Annotated in this window: 17 protein-coding genes and 3 tRNA genes; 16 read left to right on the forward strand and 4 right to left on the reverse strand. The window is 38.9% G+C overall.

Features of this window, described 5'->3' with window-relative positions; all coding sequences use genetic code 11:
- Positions 1-2: 2 nt before the first annotated feature.
- The 7 genes from ACZ11_RS15010 to ACZ11_RS15040 all read left to right on the forward strand — a co-directional run bounded on the left by ACZ11_RS15010 (position 3) and on the right by ACZ11_RS15040 (position 5396).
- Entirely contained in the window at positions 3-1625 is a 1623-nt protein-coding gene (locus ACZ11_RS15010; RefSeq protein WP_049667369.1) for a putative polysaccharide biosynthesis protein, read from the forward strand.
- A gap of 9 nt (positions 1626-1634) precedes the next feature.
- Positions 1635-3095, forward strand: a complete 1461-nt coding sequence (gene yabN / locus ACZ11_RS15015; protein ID WP_049667370.1) for a bifunctional methyltransferase/pyrophosphohydrolase YabN — start codon at positions 1635-1637, stop codon at positions 3093-3095.
- Between the two features lie 4 nt (positions 3096-3099).
- On the forward strand, positions 3100-3390 hold the full coding sequence (locus ACZ11_RS15020; RefSeq protein ID WP_049667371.1) for an RNA-binding S4 domain-containing protein: 291 nt from the start codon (positions 3100-3102) through the stop codon (positions 3388-3390).
- A gap of 155 nt (positions 3391-3545) precedes the next feature.
- On the forward strand, positions 3546-3845 hold the full coding sequence (yabP, locus tag ACZ11_RS15025; RefSeq protein WP_004229167.1) for a sporulation protein YabP: 300 nt from the start codon (positions 3546-3548) through the stop codon (positions 3843-3845).
- Positions 3842-4333 carry a spore cortex biosynthesis protein YabQ gene (gene yabQ / locus ACZ11_RS15030; protein ID WP_049667372.1) on the forward strand — a complete coding sequence of 164 codons (492 nt, stop codon included), beginning with the start codon at positions 3842-3844 and terminating at the stop codon, positions 4331-4333. The genes yabP and yabQ overlap by 4 nt, the downstream gene beginning before the upstream one ends.
- A gap of 17 nt (positions 4334-4350) precedes the next feature.
- The gene (locus ACZ11_RS15035; RefSeq protein ID WP_082172816.1) at positions 4351-4815 is read left to right on the forward strand and encodes an FtsB family cell division protein; all 465 of its coding nucleotides are present in this window, start codon (positions 4351-4353) and stop codon (positions 4813-4815) included.
- Between the two features lie 134 nt (positions 4816-4949).
- Positions 4950-5396 carry a S1 domain-containing RNA-binding protein gene (locus tag ACZ11_RS15040; protein ID WP_049667373.1) on the forward strand — a complete coding sequence of 149 codons (447 nt, stop codon included), beginning with the start codon at positions 4950-4952 and terminating at the stop codon, positions 5394-5396.
- 137 nt (positions 5397-5533) lie between these two features.
- Here ACZ11_RS15040 and ACZ11_RS15045 read toward each other — a convergent pair whose 3' ends face one another.
- The 4 genes from ACZ11_RS15045 to ACZ11_RS15060 form a co-directional block, all read right to left on the reverse strand.
- Positions 5534-5785: a hypothetical protein gene (locus ACZ11_RS15045; protein WP_049667374.1), complete on the reverse strand. Its 252-nt coding sequence runs from the start codon at positions 5783-5785 to the stop codon at positions 5534-5536.
- 274 nt (positions 5786-6059) lie between these two features.
- A tRNA-Glu gene (locus tag ACZ11_RS15050) sits at positions 6060-6131 on the reverse strand.
- Positions 6132-6136: 5 nt separating this feature from the next.
- Positions 6137-6213: transfer RNA gene (locus tag ACZ11_RS15055), tRNA-Met, on the reverse strand.
- Between the two features lie 10 nt (positions 6214-6223).
- Positions 6224-6298, reverse strand: a tRNA-Gly gene (locus tag ACZ11_RS15060).
- Positions 6299-6870: 572 nt separating this feature from the next.
- Between ACZ11_RS15060 and ACZ11_RS15065 the strand changes: the two genes are divergently transcribed.
- The 9 genes from ACZ11_RS15065 to ACZ11_RS15100 all read left to right on the forward strand — a co-directional run bounded on the left by ACZ11_RS15065 (position 6871) and on the right by ACZ11_RS15100 (position 17930).
- Positions 6871-9264, forward strand: a complete 2394-nt coding sequence (locus ACZ11_RS15065; protein WP_049667375.1) for a SpoIIE family protein phosphatase — start codon at positions 6871-6873, stop codon at positions 9262-9264.
- A gap of 28 nt (positions 9265-9292) precedes the next feature.
- Positions 9293-10699 carry a tRNA lysidine(34) synthetase TilS gene (tilS, locus tag ACZ11_RS15070; protein ID WP_049667376.1) on the forward strand — a complete coding sequence of 469 codons (1407 nt, stop codon included), beginning with the start codon at positions 9293-9295 and terminating at the stop codon, positions 10697-10699.
- Between the two features lie 64 nt (positions 10700-10763).
- Entirely contained in the window at positions 10764-11306 is a 543-nt protein-coding gene (gene hpt, locus ACZ11_RS15075) for a hypoxanthine phosphoribosyltransferase (protein WP_049667377.1), read from the forward strand.
- Between the two features lie 241 nt (positions 11307-11547).
- Positions 11548-13572 (forward strand): ATP-dependent zinc metalloprotease FtsH, encoded by a 2025-nt coding sequence (gene ftsH / locus ACZ11_RS15080; protein WP_049667378.1) that lies wholly within the window; start codon positions 11548-11550, stop codon positions 13570-13572.
- Positions 13573-13712: 140 nt separating this feature from the next.
- Positions 13713-14546, forward strand: a complete 834-nt coding sequence (locus ACZ11_RS15085; RefSeq protein ID WP_082172817.1) for an aldo/keto reductase — start codon at positions 13713-13715, stop codon at positions 14544-14546.
- Between the two features lie 141 nt (positions 14547-14687).
- Entirely contained in the window at positions 14688-14840 is a 153-nt protein-coding gene (locus tag ACZ11_RS26660; RefSeq protein ID WP_169776086.1) for a hypothetical protein, read from the forward strand.
- Positions 14841-15304: 464 nt separating this feature from the next.
- Complete coding sequence (locus ACZ11_RS15090; protein ID WP_049667379.1) at positions 15305-16072, forward strand: type III pantothenate kinase; 768 nt, start codon at positions 15305-15307, stop codon at positions 16070-16072.
- A 21-nt stretch (positions 16073-16093) separates the two neighbouring features.
- A complete protein-coding gene (gene hslO, locus ACZ11_RS15095) occupies positions 16094-16975 on the forward strand; it encodes an Hsp33 family molecular chaperone HslO (RefSeq protein WP_049667380.1) in 882 nt (293 codons plus the stop codon).
- Positions 16959-17930 (forward strand): peptidyl-prolyl cis-trans isomerase, encoded by a 972-nt coding sequence (locus ACZ11_RS15100; RefSeq protein ID WP_049667381.1) that lies wholly within the window; start codon positions 16959-16961, stop codon positions 17928-17930. The genes hslO and ACZ11_RS15100 overlap by 17 nt, the downstream gene beginning before the upstream one ends.
- Positions 17931-18151 lie beyond the last annotated feature (221 nt).

Raw genomic sequence — 18151 nt, forward strand, 5'->3', positions numbered from 1 at the left:
TTATGTCGGAACGTTTTGGCATGAAAAGCTACATGAAAGGCGCGGCCTTACTTACAATTGCTGCTCTTATTGTGAAGGTTCTTAGTGCAATTTATCGTGTGCCTTTTCAAAATCTTGTTGGTGATGAAGGGTTTTATATTTATCAGCAGGTATATCCAATTATATCTATTTTTGTCGTATGGACATCTAGTGGATTTGCAGTAGCTATTTCTAAAATGCTTGCAGATAATGATTGTAATTTAGATCCGCTAGAGCGAAATCAGAAGCGAAGCAGTATTATGCGTATTGTTTTTCGTTATTTAACAATGCTTTCGTTGTTATTTTTTGTTGTTTTATTTAGTGGTGCTGAAATAATTGCACAACTTATGGGCGATACCCAGCTTGCGCCTTTAATACGAACGGGTTCATTTATAGTTCTTGTCATGCCTGCTCATGCTATTTTAAAGGGCAGCTTCCAATCAAGAGGCATTATGGAGCCAATTGCTTATGCGCAAGTCCTAGAACAAGCTGTGAGAGTATTTGTCATTTTAGCAGGAACATTTATCATTATGAAGACGACAGAATCACTCTATAGTGCTGGACAAATGGCCATTATAGGTACAGTTATCGGTGAAATTGTGGGCTTTGTATTACTTGCGTTAATCTTTAAGAAACGTTTTGGTCTATTGAAAGATAAGAAACAACAGCAACGTATCGAAAGTTTTACCGTTATTAAAGAAGTAACATTGCTAAGTTTAAGTGTAAGCATGAGTGGCCTGTTGTTACTTGGCTATCAACTAGTTGATTCCTTTACAATTTATTCACTATTAATCGATGGTGGAATGGATCAAACGGTAGCTAAGGCGACAAAAGGCGTTTATGACCGTGGGCAGCCATTGGTACAGCTCGGAGTTGTCATTGCTTCTTCGCTTTCGCTTGCTATTGTGCCACTTGTCGCGCATATGTCCAAAAAACAGGAAGGGCGTAGTGCAATACCATTTATACAATTAACGTATAAAGCGTCTGTATTATTTGGGTGGGCAGCATCTCTAGGTTTAATACTCGTTATGCCTTATATTAATGCAATGCTCTTTAAAACAGATACACTGTCGGAAGTACTTATGGTATATGTATTACAAATTGTGCCTTTGTCGATTATTTTAACATTTACAGCTATTTTGCAAGGCTATGGAAAATTAAAAAAGCCGGCTCTATTTTTGAGTATCGGTTTTTTATTAAAAATAATATTGAATGTGCTGACAATTAGTTTATTTGGTGTATTAGGTGCAGCTATTGCTAGTAATGCAGGTCTTTTGTTTACTGCCCTAATGCTTATTTTCTATTTAAAAAGACTGACTGCCATTCAATTAGCGCCAGCCAATTTTTACAAAAAAGTTGGGATTGCATCACTTAGTATGGCAGCTGTAGTGTTAGTTTGGCTACAGTTTATACCATCGTTGTTAAACCAATTTTTATCACCTCGATTTGTCGCGGTGGTAGCAGGTTTTTCAGCCGTGTGTTTAGGAGCGTTTGTAATGATCACAATAATTGCTAAGTTACGAGTACTAGTCGAAAAAGAGTGGTACTTACTACCGTTTGGGCGCAAAATGGCAGTTTATCAATTATGGTTAAATCGAAAGAAGTAGGTGGATTGATTGAATACTTTAACAGTTATTGGTCTGGGTGCGGGTGATTTTAATCAGCTGCAAATGGGCGTCTATAAAAAACTCAAAGCGGCTAGAAAATTATATGTTCGTACAGTGGACCATCCTGTATTAGAAGAATTATCGGCTGAGGGCTTACAATTTGAAAGCTTTGACGCAGTCTATGAAAAACATAATTCATTCCAGCCTGTGTATGAGGAAATTGCAGAAAAGCTTGTGGCTGCTACAGCAAATGAAGATGTAATGTACGCTGTACCGGGGCATCCACTTGTCGCGGAGCAGACTGTGCAATTGCTTATTGCCGCTGCGGATGAAGAAAAAGTAAAACTAGTTATTGAAGGTGGACAAAGCTTCTTAGATCCAATATTTGGCGCGTTAAAAATCGACCCAATTGAGGGTTTTCAATTGTTGGATGGCACTAGCTTTTCTATGCATGACATTAACATGCGTCAACATATTTTAATAGCCCAAGTATATGATACATTTAGTGCATCAGAAGTAAAGCTAACTTTAATGGAGAAATACGATGACGAATACCCTGTTACAGTCGTTACAGCAGCGGGCTCGTCGCAGGAGAAGTTAGTGACGGTACCACTTTATGAGCTCGACCAAAGCGTTGAGGTGGACAATTTAACAACGGTATATGTGCCACCTGTGAAATCACAAGAGGACGCTTTACGAGACTGGACAACTTTCCGTCAAATTATTGCTGTTTTACGAGGTCCGAATGGCTGTCCGTGGGATCAAAAGCAAACACATGAGTCACTGAAAAAATATTTACTAGAAGAAGCGCACGAATATTTGGCGGCGGTAGATGCAGAGGATGACTTTGCGATGATCGAGGAGCTTGGGGATGTACTGTTACAAGTGTTCCTTCATGCACAAATCGGAGAAGATCAAGGTTACTTTACATTGGAAGATGTATTGGCTTCAATAAGTGAAAAAATGATTCGTCGACACCCACATGTATTTGGAGATGTATCGGTGGAAGATGCAGAGGGTGTTGTAGCAAATTGGGAAGTTATAAAAGCAGAAGAAAAGGGTATAAGTGATAAGCCACTATTAAAAGAGGAATACCGGGCTTCCTCTGCTCTACAAACAGCATATAATTATCAAAAAAGAGCTGCGAAGGTAGGATTTGATTGGCCTGATGTAGATGGAGCATGGGACAAGTTTGCGGAGGAATGGCAGGAATTTCGTAATGAGGTGACGAAAGGTACAAGTGCGTCACGTCTTGATGAATTTGGAGATGTCTTGTTTACACTTGTGAATTTAGCACGTTTCTACAAGCTATCTCCGGAAGAGGCTATGTTACATGCGAATGAGAAGTTTGCGAGCCGTTTTGGCTATGTGGAAGCAAAGGTAAAGGAAAGTGGAAAACCGTTTTCTGATTATACATTAGAACAATTAGATGCTTTCTGGAATGAAGCAAAGCAGTTAGAAAAGGAGTAAAAATATGCGATTAGATAAATTTTTAAAGGTATCGCGTTTAATTAAACGTCGTACATTAGCGAAAGAAGTGGCAGACCAAGGCCGTATTACAATCAATGGTAAGATCGCAAAAGCTAGTAGTGCTGTTAAAGCTGGCGATGAGCTAGCCATTCGTTTTGGACAAAAAATTGTGACAGCACGTGTAGAGGAATTACGTGATACTGTGAAAAAAGAAGATGCCGCAAAAATGTTTACAATTTTGAAGGAAGAACGTCTTGAAAAAATTGAACCTGAATTTATTGATGACGAGGACTAATTAATAATAGTGTAGGAGTCTTCTGAGGTTGTCGCTTGGCTTTTGCCATAAACGTGCTGGAGATAAAAGTGTAGCAACTTTAATAAAGTTTGTCATGCTTTTAAGGTTGTCCGCATAAAGTGAACAGAAGCTAGGACGACTAAAGGAGGAAAAAAATGACGCTACATCAAGAAAGTAACCGTTACACAATTCCATCTGGAGAGCATATTTTAACGATTCGTAATCGTAAAAGAATGGACATGACTTCTGTAAAATCGATTGAACGCTTTGATCAGGAAGAGTTTTTTATCAAGACGTCCCAAGGGCATTTGTTAATCCGTGGAGAAGAACTGCATATCGTTCATTTAGATGTTGACAAAGGGTTATTGACGCTTGAAGGAACTGTAAAAACCTTGCAGTACGACGAGGAGGAAAGTGGCTTCTCGAAAGGTTTCCTTCATAAATTGTTTGGATGATTGTTAGTGAACAATTTGTTCAGCTATTAGTCATGGTTTTGAGCGGTATAGCAGTCGGGTTCATTATTGATAGTGTAAGGCTCATTGTTTTTTCAACTCCAAAAAGGTCAAGCCTTCGAAGATGGATGATGGTATTTGAACTACTTACCTGGATTCTGCTCGGAGGCCTGACATACTATTTATTATTTTGGCTAAAAGATGGCGCTTGGCGGGCTTATGACCCGCTAGCGCAAATAGCCGGAATTTTTTTGTATCAAACGTTTTTTCAAACTTTTTTACGTTTCGTCGCAAGGGTTTTAGTGAATATAACATGGAGACCCCTGTGGTTCATCATACGATTAATAAGTGCTATGATTCGACAAATATTTAAATTCTTAATAAGTATTGGAGCGTTTCTTTTAAGACCTTTTGTCAAAATTTATTCGTATTTGTCCAACACTTTTTTTAAAAAAATTCGATTTATCAAGTATAATAAAAGACAACAATAATTTTCGGAGGTGCGGGCATGCCTAAACGTCGTTCATCAAATGATGACCAACAAAACTATACTAAACTTGATAATGACTATGTCCGTAACACGGATAAAGCTATGAATCGTAAAATTCAAGCGCGGAAACGGAAAATGCGCCGTATTGTCTTTTTTGCGATTGTGCCAGTCGTTATTATTGCCTTTCTCATTAATATACTTTTGAGTCAAAATGAAACTCTAGCTGCTAAAGAGCAAAAAAAGGTTGAAGCGAAGGAACGTCTTTCTGAATTGAAAGATGAGCGAGACTCGTTAAATCTTAAAATTAAACAGTTAGAGGATCCTGAGTATATCGCAAAGCTATTACGCAAAGATTATTTTTTATCCGAAGAAGGTGAAGTGATTTTCATTATGCCGGACGAAAAAGATAAAAAAGGCGATATACCGGAGAAAAAAGATAAAAAAGACAGCATAACAGAAAAGAAAGGTAAAAAAGAAGACTGAAAAGCTATGTATTGTTGACACTCTTTTATTGTTATATATAATGAAAAGAGAAACTTATTGCAGTAAAAAGTTTGAATAAATTGATTACATGACTCAAATGAGTCGCTTAATTTTTAAGGAGGAGCATTTTTTTTATGTCAATTGAAGTAGGCAGCAAGGTACAAGGTAAAGTAACAGGAATCACAAATTTTGGAGCATTCGTTGAGCTGCCAGACGGCAAAACAGGCTTAGTACACATCAGTGAAGTTGCTGACAATTATGTAAAAGATATCAATGAGCATCTAAAAGTTGGAGATGAAGTTGAAGTAAAAGTGATGAATGTTGAAGCGGACGGAAAGATCGGTCTTTCAATCCGTAAAGCAAAGCCTCAAGCAGAGCGTCCAGAGCGTCCAGAGCGTCCGGAACGTCCAGCACGTCCACGTCGCGATAATCGTTCTAATGATCGCAACGATCGTCATCAGCCAAAAGAGAATTTTGAGCAAAAAATGGCGCGTTTCTTAAAAGATAGTGATGAACGCCTAGCAACAATTAAACGTGCTACAGAATCAAAACGCGGTGGTCGTGGAGCTAGAAGAGGGTAGTTTGCTGACTGTTTTAATCGTAGAAAAAGTGTATTAGATAGAGTAGGGATTAGCTTTTTAATAAAGCTAATCCCTTTTTTATTAATCAATGCAGACATCTCATCTCAAACTTTTCTAGTAAGGATTTACGAATCGTCCTAGAACGTAGATGTCGGTCTTTTCTTTTTTTTAGGAGCTTGCGTAGGAGCTTGTTCTGTTAACGTTTCTGAAGTCTTTTCGGCTGGATTAGCAACCATTTTAACAAGTAAAAATACACCGTAAACACTAACCACTAATCCGGTAATGAGTAAAAGCATTTGTACGGCAAATGGTAAATTAATAAGAATAGATACGAGAATAATCATAGAGCCACTTCCACAAGTTAAAGCAGCTTTAGTTAATGAACCCAAAGGAAATAAACCTCCTAGTTTACACTCTTTTTTAATTATTAGTATGCCATATTTTTAAGCGCATCACCATAACTTGGACTGGGCGCTTAGGTGCAACAAATGCTTTTTTATGCGAAAACGAAGTATTGACGTAGCAACAGCGACGGCAATGGGGAACTGTTCGCTCCTGGGTCTCGGGTAGTAAAAAATAAATTCGATATTTCTAGTAGTCTCGCTACTAAATCTGCAAAAAAAATAGGCGCCTCAGAAATCGTTCTGAGACGCCTATTTGAGATGACCCCTACGGGATTCGAACCCGTGTTACCGCCGTGAAAGGGCGGTGTCTTAACCACTTGACCAAGGGGCCTACTATGGTGGCGGCCGAGGGGATCGAACCCCCGACCTTACGGGTATGAACCGTACGCTCTAGCCAGCTGAGCTAGGCCGCCATTAAGTTTATGGAGCGGAAGACGAGGTTCGAACTCGCGACCCCCACCTTGGCAAGGTGGTGTTCTACCACTGAACTACTTCCGCATTTTGTCTTAAGCAACAAGTTAAATAATACATGCCTTTGTAACTAACGTCAAGTAGTTTTTTTGGAAAAATTAATAAAAATATATGGTTTTATAAACTATTTAAAGATTTGATAACAAAAGAGGGAGTATTATCTTTTATTTGCTCATCACCAAAACGTGTGGCCGATTTCTGTTCCGACTGGGCGCCTCCGCTCCAGGGTCTTTTTGTTCTTAAGTAGAAAAGTATCAGCGTACTGCTGACTATAGCATTCTTGACGAAATAGGGAGCATCGATCAATGAAAAAGTAAGGGGAACATGTACTAGACCTGTAGGGCATAGATTTTGTAGCGTATTTAAGCAACAATGCTGGAACTAAGTTATATAATTTTCGTAATTTTTAAACAAATTATACAAAAAGAGATGTTTTTAATTTTGTGCAGCTTATCGTTTTTGTAGAAATTGTTGCCATTTCTCGTATTTATGCATATGTATTCGTCGAAATGTTTATATTTTTTTATGTCACCGTCAGACAATCTTTCCGCACATAATTTCTTATAATAGGTCCAAAAGTGCGGAAAGGGGATAGTGAAATGACTAGTATTGAATGGTATAACACGGCAAATGTAGACGAACAGAAATTAGGAATGAAAAAAAGGCAATTGTTAATAGGCTCTTTATTTTTTTTAACATCCTTCTTTTTAGCTCAGTCTGTTGTATTTGAAGCAGCCGTACCTTTCTCAGTTCCTTTTTGGGCAATTATTCGAACGAAGTATAAGGAATATGCCAAATATGTCTTGTTCGGTGGTTTGATAGGATGTGTTTTCCTTGGTCTTGGACAAGTCTTCATTTTAGCATTGCAGATCGTCATGTATGAATGTATTATGCGCTTCCGTTATTGGCAGCTGCCACAAAGTATAGTGGTATCTTTAGCGGTACTGCTTGTGCAGATAATGTGGCAGGGAGTTATGTATCAAGGTTTACCTCCGGTGCTTGTGCAATTTTATGTAGGCTGTGAAGCGGCTTTAGCCCTTATTATGACGCTTTTTATGCAAGTGTTGTTTGTCAATTCTCATGAATGGTTTACGAGTCATTGGACTTATGAGAAGTTAGGCTCTGGGTTAGTTGTATTTGCTGCTATGCTTACAGGAATGCAAGCGATTGTCATTAGTTATTTTTCACTCCCCATTTTTTTGTTGCAGCTATTCATTTGCTTCGGTGCGTTAGTAGGAAGTGTACCATTAGCGACGGTTATCGGAGCTGTGCTCGGGACTCTTATTGGTGTAGCAAAACTTTCATTTACGGGTATGCTGTCCGTAGCCACCTTAACGGGATTGTGTGCCGGGATGGGGGCTCGTGTTGGAAGATTTGGTGTAGCAATTGGTAGTATTTTGCCAAGTGTGTTTTTTTTATTTTACGATGCAACATTGCCGTTAGATAGCGTTTATTTTACATCGATTGCTGTAGGGAGTATCGTTTTTCTAACTATCCCGAATAAATATTCCGAAAAGGTACGGGACAAGCTGTTTCCACAGCGTGAGGAGATCTTACTCGCCCGTCAAAATTGGTTAACAGAGCATGTTACGTTTAAATTAGAGCATTTTCAGCATTTTGTACAATTTATGAAGGAACTTGTGTTTGAGCGTTTTATGACAGCCCCGATAGAAGAGGCGAAAGAAGTGTCACCGATGAATACATGTTTGAGCTGTTTCCGCTATGATCGCTGTTGGGGAGCGCAAAATAACGGAATGGACAAGCTCATGACAGACTGGTTTCACATGAAAGGAGTTGGAAAAGATTCTGGTATTCATCGTGTCGAAGAACAAATACGCTATAAATGTGTGAAATCAACGAAAATTTTCGAAGAATTGGAAACAGAGCTGTACAGAGAGCGCATTAATGGCCAGTATTTTCATGGTAAGAAAATGATTGCGCTTCAGCTACGTGATATGAGCAATCATCTAAATCAGTTAATAGCGGAGATGAAAGAAGAGACTATTTCATTCGTTAGTGTGGAGAAGGACATTACTCAACGATTAAAAGAAGCTCATATCGAATGCTTTCAACTAGATGTGCTTAGTAATAAGCCTGGAGCACGAAAAATTGTCTGTGCTTTAGCACCAGCACGAGTCAATTGGGAGGAAGACACAACATTAGCTGAACGGATGATATTGCCGATTTTATATGATATTTTTGAAGAACCGTTTGAAATTGAAAAAGTAGTAGCAAGTGATAAACCATTTCGTCACATTCAAGTAAGCTTTAGATCAGCTATTAGCTTTGAAGTAGAGTATGATATATATAGCATGTCTAAAGATGCGACGTTATATTCCGGTGATTCCCATGCGTTATTCCAATTACATCCAGGACTATTTGCAATTTTATTGTCAGATGGTATGGGTCAGAGTAAAGAAGCACAGCATGAGAGTAGAAAGTTAATACATTTAATGCGAGAATGTTTAAATTACAATATGAACCCAGAGACTGCGATGCACACGTTGCATTATGTCATGTCCTTGAAGCAACAAGATGATATGTATGCAACGCTTGATTTTGCACTTGTCGATTTACAACACGGTGATTTATGGTCGTGGAAGGCTGGGGGAATGTCTACGTACATTTTACGTGGGAAAGAGGTACTGAGGGTTGAAAGTAATGCAGCGCCTGTAGGTTTTTTATCCATTTCAGCAGTCGAGGCTGAAAAAAGAAAGCTTAAAGCGGGCGATGTAATTTTGATGCACTCTGATGGATTATTTTCAAGTGTTGATGATTGGGACGAGCAAGAAGAGGTATTTTTAGCGTATGCGCAGCAAGTTGCAGGCACTACTAAAACCATCCAGGAAAAACTGACAACGATTATGCAATCTTTCCAATCTTACTATGACATTGAAGACGATTGCACTGTATTGATGCTAGAGGTTACACATGTTGTACCTACATGGGCTGTGTTTAGGCCGGTTCAACACTCTATGAGCAATTCATCATAAAAAAGAACGAAAAGGGGAGGAGAAGCGTTTGTCACTTGAATTAAAGGTCAAAAAATTTATCGAAGAAGAGCAATTATTACAGCAAGACGACCATCTTCTCATCGCCGTTTCGGGTGGAGTGGATTCAATGGCTTTGCTCCATTATTTTGTCAAAACAAAAGAGCAGTGGGGAATTACGGTAGAAGCCGTACATGTTGATCATATGTTAAGGGGTGAAGCATCTGCTGAGGACAGAGCTTTTGTCCAGAAATATTGTGATGAGTATGGTGTATACTTATATGCAAAGGCAATTCCAATACCAGAGATTATGGCTTTAGAAAATGGGAATACACAGCTTATATGTCGTAGAGAGCGGTATCAATACTTTAAAGAAATCATGGAACAAACAGATGCTAGAAAGCTTGTAACTGCACATCATGCGGACGACCAACTGGAGTCAGTATTAATGGCCTTGACAAAAAATGCAACGATAAATGGTATGCAAGGTATACGTTCACAACGTATTTTTGAAGGAAAAACATTAATTCGTCCGTTTTTAACGGTTACAAAGTCCGAAATAAGGGAATATTTACTTAAGCAAGGTATTGATTATAGGGAAGACGCTAGCAATGCTAAGGACACTTATGTACGCAATCGTTTTAGACATCATGTGGTGCCTTTGTTGGAGGCAGAAAACCCACGAGTAACAGAGCAGGTAACCCATTTTACTAAACAATTGCAAGAAGACGATGCCTATTTAATGACATTAGCGAAGGATGTATTTTCTAGAACAGTAAAAAGAATTGACGGAAATACATATAGCATGGAAATTAAGGCTCTTCAATTGGTACCACTTGCTTTACAAAGGAGGCTCATTTTAATACTATTAAACTATCTTTACAAAGATTCAAATACGATACAAAGTTATGCTTTATTGACTTCAATTTCAAAGCTTTGTGATACGACAGCTGGGTATGCTGAAGTTCACTTGCCAGAAGATTTTATAGCAGTTCGCCGTTACGGAAAATTAACGATTCAGAAGGAAGAGCTATTTGAAGGTCAAGCTTCTTTTGAGAATAAGATTATTTCGACTGCTAATGGGTGGACAACGCTGACAAATGGTGAACGTTTATGCGTAGTCGAATTGCCAGATTTATCGTCTGAAATGCTGACGGATACTGCACAACTTTTTTATTTTAACGCTAGCAAACTCCAACTTCCACTCTATGTTAGAGCGCGTAAGGAAGGGGACAGAATGCTGTTAAAAGGAATGGATCAGCCAAAACGCTTATCTCGCCTTTTTATAGATGAAAAGATTCCTTTAAATGAGCGGAATAGCTGGCCGTTACTGATTTCTCAATCTGATGAGGTCGTAGCGGTAATTGGTGTGCGTATGGGGATGTTTTTTTCAACCTCTCCGCAACCAAACGATGATACAGTGCTCATCGTAGACTAAGGTCTTTGTAAAATTTCACCGCAAATGGTAGGACATTTTTTTATACACTCAAGGAGGAATCGACATGTTACAAAAAGACATCGAAAAAGTAATGATTACAGAAGAACAATTACAAGAAAGAATCGCTGATTTAGGGGCACAATTGACAGAGGAATACAAAGATTCATTCCCACTAGCAGTTGGTGTTTTAAAAGGGGCAATGCCTTTTATGACAGACTTAATGAAACGTTTCGATTCTTTCATTGAGCTAGATTTTATGGATGTTTCTAGCTACGGCAATGCTACAGTTTCATCAGGAGAAGTTAAAATTCTAAAGGATTTAAATACAAGCGTTGAGGGACGTGACGTATTAATCATCGAGGATATTATCGATAGCGGCCTAACGTTAAGCTATTTAGTAGACTTATTTAAATACCGCAAAGCAAAATCCATCAAAATTGTTACATTGTTAGATAAACCATCTGGTCGTAAAGTAAACTTAGATGCTGATTATGTTGGTTTTGAAGTGCCGGACGGTTTTGTTGTAGGGTATGGTTTAGACTACGCTGAAAAATACCGTAATTTACCGTATATCGGTATTTTAAAGCCAGAAGTTTATTCTTTCTAACAGGTAAGAAGTTAACGGAAGAATACCAGCTATGAGAAGTAAGAGCATCTAGCGAAACATGATTCAAGATCTAGGTACTTTGTTAGATACAGATACGCTGGAACATACTTGTATAAATATTTTCGATTTCGACAAAATTTGGACGAAACTTTTTTTATGTAGGGCTTTTCGTTGTATGATGAAATCATGATATGTTAAGATTTTACTTATAATTTTTCTGTTTGTAATGAGGAGGCTGGAGATGAATCGAATATTTCGATATACCATATTCTATTTACTGATTTTCTTAGTGATTATCGGTATTTTTGGTACTTTCAATGGTGGAAATGCACCAACGAAAGAGTTAACTTATAATGAGTTTCAAGAAGCTCTAGATAAGAATCAAATAACAAGTGCTACAATTCAACCTGATAAATCAGTATACACCGTTGAAGGTACATTGAAGGGGTATGAAAAAGGGGAAAGCTTTACTGCAAACATCCCTACCAATAACCCAGATTTAATGGCCCGCATCGATGAGGCTGCTAAGGATAAGAATAGTAATATTAAATATTTAACAGCGCCAGAAACAAGTGGATGGATTCAGTTCTTTACAGGGATTATTCCTTTCATCATTATCATTTTCTTATTCTTCTTCCTAATGAGTCAATCTCAAGGTGGCGGTAATAAAGTGATGAGCTTTGGTAAAAGTAAAGCTAAACTTTATGATGATCAGAAGAAAAAAGTTCGTTTTACAGATGTAGCGGGTGCTGATGAAGAGAAAGCGGAGCTTGTAGAAGTTGTTGACTTTTTAAAAGACCACCGCAAATTCACTGAAATCGGGGCACGTATTCCGAAAGGTATCTTACTTGTAGGTCCTCCAGGTACAGGTAAAACATTACTTGCACGAGCAGTAGCGGGTGAGGCAGGCGTACCATTCTTCTCGATTTCAGGTTCTGACTTCGTAGAAATGTTCGTCGGTGTCGGTGCATCACGTGTTCGTGACTTATTTGAAAATGCAAAGAAAAACGCACCATGTATCATCTTTATCGATGAGATTGATGCAGTAGGTCGTCAACGTGGCGCAGGTCTTGGTGGTGGTCATGACGAGCGTGAACAAACGTTGAACCAATTGTTAGTTGAAATGGATGGTTTCGGAGCAAACGAAGGTATTATTATTATCGCTGCAACAAACCGCCCAGATATTTTAGATAAAGCGTTATTACGACCTGGTCGTTTTGACCGTCAAATTACAGTAGGACACCCTGATGTAAAAGGTCGTGAAGCGATTCTAAAAGTACATGCGCGTAACAAGCCTTTATCGGATACAGTGGATTTAGCAGCTGTTGCACAACGTACACCTGGATTCTCAGGTGCCGACTTAGAGAACTTGTTAAATGAAGCTGCACTTGTAGCTGCTCGTAAAAGTAAACGTACGATTAATATGGCAGATATCGATGAGGCATCTGACCGAGTAATTGCAGGTCCAGCAAAAGCTAGCCGCGTTTACTCAGCGAAAGAAAAGAAACTTGTAGCCTTCCATGAGGCCGGCCACGTAGTCGTTGGTTTAGAGCTAGATGAAGCGGATACAGTACACAAAGTAACAATCGTTCCTCGTGGTCAAGCTGGAGGTTACGCGATTATGTTACCGAAGGAAGAACGTTTCTTCACAACAAAACAAGAACTATTAGACCGTATTGCTGGACTTCTTGGTGGTCGTGTAGCAGAGGAAATCGTACTTGGCGAAGTATCTACTGGGGCACATAACGACTTCCAAAAGGTAACAAGTATTGCACGTGCCATGGTCACTGAATATGGTATGAGTGAAAATCTTGGTGCAATGCAGTTTGGTTCAAGTCAGGGTGGGAATGTATTCCTTGGTCGTGACTTTAATTCAGATCAAAACTACTCTGATTCAATCGCTTATGAAATTGATAAGGAAATGCAAAAAATTATTGATTCACAATATGAGCGTACTAAACGAATCCTAACTGAAAAACGCCATTTACTTGATTTAATTGCAAGCACATTAATGCAAAAAGAAACATTGAATGCGCAAGAAATCGAGCACTTACGTGATCACGGTGTCTTACCGGAACCTGAGGTAGAACCGGTTGTGGAAAAAGCTCCTAAAGCTGAAGCTCAACCAATATTGGATGTAGTTGGTGAACAGGCTGTTCAAAAAGAATTGCTTAGCAATGAGCCAGATCCAACAACAGCTGATTTACCTAAAGAAGGTAGAGAGTCGATTGATACACCAAAAGGTATCGATGAAAAGCGTGACTAATATAGGAAAGACTGTTTACGATTTTTGTAAGCAGTCTTTTTCTTTGCCTTTTTTCGGTAATAGATATTACGATAGAACCTATATGACGCAGCTGCGTATATAGGTTCTTTTAGGACCAAAATAGATAGGAGTGTTGAAAAGTGGGAAATGTAACATTGAATAATGGTTTAGAGATGCCGATAATCGGCTATGGCGTTTTTCGAGTACCTGAAGGGGATGACTTGGCTGAAGCGGTAAAAACAGCTATTGCAAAAGGTTACCGTAGTATTGATACAGCCCAAGTATATCGCAATGAAGAAAGTGTTGGGCGAGGAATTCGTGCGGCGATTGACGAGGGCTTAGTAACACGTGAAGAACTATTCGTAACATCAAAGGTTTGGAATGATGGACTTTCCTATGAAGAAACACTTGCAGCTTATGATAGTAGTTTAGAGAAATTAGGATTAGATTATTTAGATTTATACTTAGTTCACTGGCCGGGTATAGATACAAATTATATTAATGTTTATAAAGCGCTTGAAAAAATCTATCAAGATGGACGTGTACGCTCAATTGGTGTTAGTAATTTCCATGTTCACCATTTAGAAAATTTATTAAAGGAAGCATCAGTTGTTCCTGTTATTAATCAAATTGAATTCCATCCGCACTTAACTCAAGAGGAAGTACGTGCCTATTGTAAGGAAAAAGGAATACAGGTAGAAGCATGGTCACCACTAATGAATGGTTCTTTGTTGGAAGAAACTTTGATTCAGCAGCTAGCTTCTAAATATGGCAAAACACCAGCACAAATCGTGTTACGCTATGATGTGCAACATGGTGTAGTCACTATTCCAAAAACAATGACTCCTGCACGTATGACGGAAAATCTAACGGTCTTTGACTTTGCATTAACAGAGGAAGAAATGGCTCAGTTAGATACACTAAATGATGGACTACGTTGCGGACCAGACCCAGAAAAATTTAATTTTAAATAATATGAAAGGAGCTACCTAATATGAGGGTAGCTCCTTTAGTACGGTTCTTCGGCAAAATGATGGGTTGATTTCCGTTCCGACTGGGCGCTTTGCCGCTGACGCTTCGCTTTCGCGCAGAGCAGAGCTTCCTGGGGGCGTCCGATGAGCCGCTTGGGGCAGCAGCAGGATGTTGGTCACGAAGGCGTTATCACAGGACGTGATGGTTTTAGCCTTCGTTCCTCTATTGCTGATCCCCAAGGAGTCGCCCAGTCTCCACTCCAATCAACCAATGCGCAAAGATGTATTTTCTGGTAGGGCATAGTTTATAGTTATAAAACGAAACTACAGCAATATTGTTTATCTGTGTGCGAAAGCGAAGCGTTAGCAATAACAGTTGTACGATTACTTCACTGTTATAAGTCGCAATATTACTCACTTTTGAATGAATTAAATTAATAAAAGTTCTACGCTATCGTTGTTTGGAGTGGAAGGCTACTCGACTCCCGCCCACAGGAAAACGAGTAGCCTGGAACGGAAATCACCCCGCTTTTTAATATGAGATTTCAATTTTAAATAATATGAAAGGAGCTACCTAATATGAGGGTGGCTCCTTTTTAGAGTGAGCATGTATGCTATTTCATAGGAATAAAAATGTGGTATCATTTTCTAAAGTGTTTTAACTTTACTTTTTGTGAATGAGTATGCATTGTTTTAGTTGTATCAATCGCATAATGACAGGTACAATTATGATGAGGGGCAATAAATAGGAGGCATCAACTATGATTTTAGTTTTAGATGCAGGAAATTCGAATATCGTATTAGGTGTCTATGATGAAAACGATCAATTGGCCTTCCATTGGCGTATGGTGACAGACCTTCACAAAACAGAAGATGAGTACGCAATGCAAGTATTATCTTTCTTTAATCATGCAGGCATTTCATTTGAACAGGTTACAGGTATTATTATATCCTCTGTTGTACCACCAATAATGTTTTCTTTAGAAGCGATGTGTCAAAAGTATTTTTGTAAAAAACCGCTCGTTGTAGGACCAGGTGTGAAAACAGGATTGAATATTAAATATGAAAACCCACGTGAAGTTGGCTCAGACCGCATAGTGAACGCTATTGCAGCTCTTGATGTTTATAAAGCACCACTGATTATTGTTGATTTTGGTACTGCCACAACATATTGTTACTTAAACGAAAAGGGCGATTATATGGGCGGTGCTATCGCTCCAGGTATTTCGATTTCAACGGAGGCGCTTTATACGCAGGCAGCAAGATTGCCACGTATTGAGATATTGCGCTCTACACATATTGTTGGAAAGACAACCGTATCTGCGATGCAGGCCGGGATATTTTATGGCTTCGTTGGACAAGTTGAAGGAATTGTTAATCGCATGAAAGCACAAAGTAAGGAAGAGCCTTTAGTAATTGCTACTGGAGGATTGGCAAATTTAATTGCTGGGGAGACGCAAGCTATTGATGTAGTCGATCCGTTTTTAACATTAAAAGGCTTATATAAGCTATATAAACGCAATCAATAAGAAATGAGGGACATTTCATTTATGAAAGACTATTTAGTACGAGGTTTAGGGTTCAACGGACAGGTTCGTGTTTTTGCAGCTTGTACAACAACTACTGTAGGAGAAGCGCAACGTCGTCATAATACATGGCCTGTTGTGTCTGCAGCCCTTGGTCGTTCTATGACTGCTGCGGTGATGATGGGTGCCATGTTAAAAGGTGAGGAAAAAATCACTGTTAAAATTGAGGGGAACGGTCCAATCGGTCCAATCGTGATTGACAGTAATGCGCACGGTGAAGTACGTGGCTTTGTAACAAATCCTCACGTTCATTTCGATTTAAACGAGCACGGTAAGCTTGATGTTCGAGCAGGTGTTGGGACAGAGGGTTCATTAACAGTTGTAAAAGATCTTGGTTTGAGAGACATGTTCTCTGGACAAACACCAATTGTATCAGGAGAAATTGCTGAGGACTTTACTTACTATTTCGCTACATCGGAGCAAGTGCCTTCATCAGTTGGATTAGGAGTTTTAGTAAATCCTGATAATACAATTCTTGCAGCTGGTGGCTTTATCCTACAATTAATGCCAGGCTGTGAGGAAGAGACAATCAATGAAATTGAGCAGCATCTAGCTACTATAGAGCCTGTTTCAAAAATGATTGAAAAAGGTTTTACACCGGAGCAAATTCTAGAAGCTGTATTAGGAAAAGGCCATCTACAAATTTTAGATTCCATGCCGGTAGAATTTAAATGTCAATGTTCAAAAGAGCGATTTGGTGCAGCGATTTTAGGGTTAGGGACACAGGAGATTCGAGAAATGATTGAAGAGGATAGCGAAGCAGAAGCACAATGTCACTTCTGTTTAGAAACATACCACTTCTCAAAAGAAGAGTTAGAAGGATTCATCGATGAGCTCAACGCGTAATCGACGACCTTTATCCGCTGCAACACCCAACCAAACGCCCTTATTGCAACGTCGTCTGAAGACAAAACCTGCTTTAACAGTTATTGCAATCTTATTATTAGGAAACATTTTATGGTTTATTTCTTGGTTAATTCCTAATAAAGACCTGGAAATTGGTAGCGACGAGCAAGTCGCTGCCGTTGATGGGGATACTATTACGCGCCAAGAGTGGATGGTTGCCATGGAAGAACGCTATGGTAAAGAGACGCTACAAAATTTAGTGAATGAATCTGTTATGGAGAAGGCAGCTAAAAAATTTAAAATACAAGTAACGGATAAAGAGATTGATTTAGAGTTAGCCTTAATGCGTTCTGCTCAAGATAAATTTGATACTGCAATGCAAAACCTTTCATCAGAGCAACTGCGACAAAAAATTCGCTCACAGCTTATTTTGGATAAGGTACTGACAAAAGATATGGTTATAAAAGAAGACAGTATTGAAAAATATTATGAGGAAAATCAGGCGCTATACAATACGAAAACAAGCTATCGTACGAATTTTATAGAAGTGGATTCAAAAAAAGCTGCTGAGGAAGCATTAAAGGAATTAAAAGATCCCTCTGATTTTTCGGTGCTAGCACGTGAAATTTCAGTAGACAGTGCGTCAGCTAGCTTAGGTGGAGATATTGGTTTCCTCACAGAAAAACAGGAAAATGTCGATCCTGCCATTTTAAAAGCAGTGAATGAATTAAAAGCAGGTGAGGTTAGTAAAGCATTTAAGCTTGCTAACGGTCATTACGGAATTGTACAAGTTCAAGAGATAACAGAAGGACAATCCTTTACATATGATGATGTGAAAGAACATATTGAACGTGAGCTTGCGTTAGAGCAACTGCCACAACATGTTACACCGGAAACGTTTTGGTCTGAATTTAACGCAACTTGGTATTACGGAGAAGCGAAAAAAGGTAAATAACAGATGCTCTAAAATGGGCTTAAAGGATCTGCGAAATATCTGCGGGAAAAGTGAGCCGGGGGAACCCCTACAGACGTTTAGCGTCAACAGAGTAACGGCCACCCCAGCATATTGAGCAGATTTTTGTTTCCTTGAATTTGCAAATGAGGGCCAGAAACCTTTGACTTTATTACGACAAGGCGAATCAATAAATATTCTGAAAATATAAGTTGTATTTATTG

The sequence above is a fragment of the Lysinibacillus xylanilyticus genome (genome assembly GCF_001183605.1).
GTDB lineage: Bacteria > Bacillota > Bacilli > Bacillales_A > Planococcaceae > Lysinibacillus > Lysinibacillus xylanilyticus.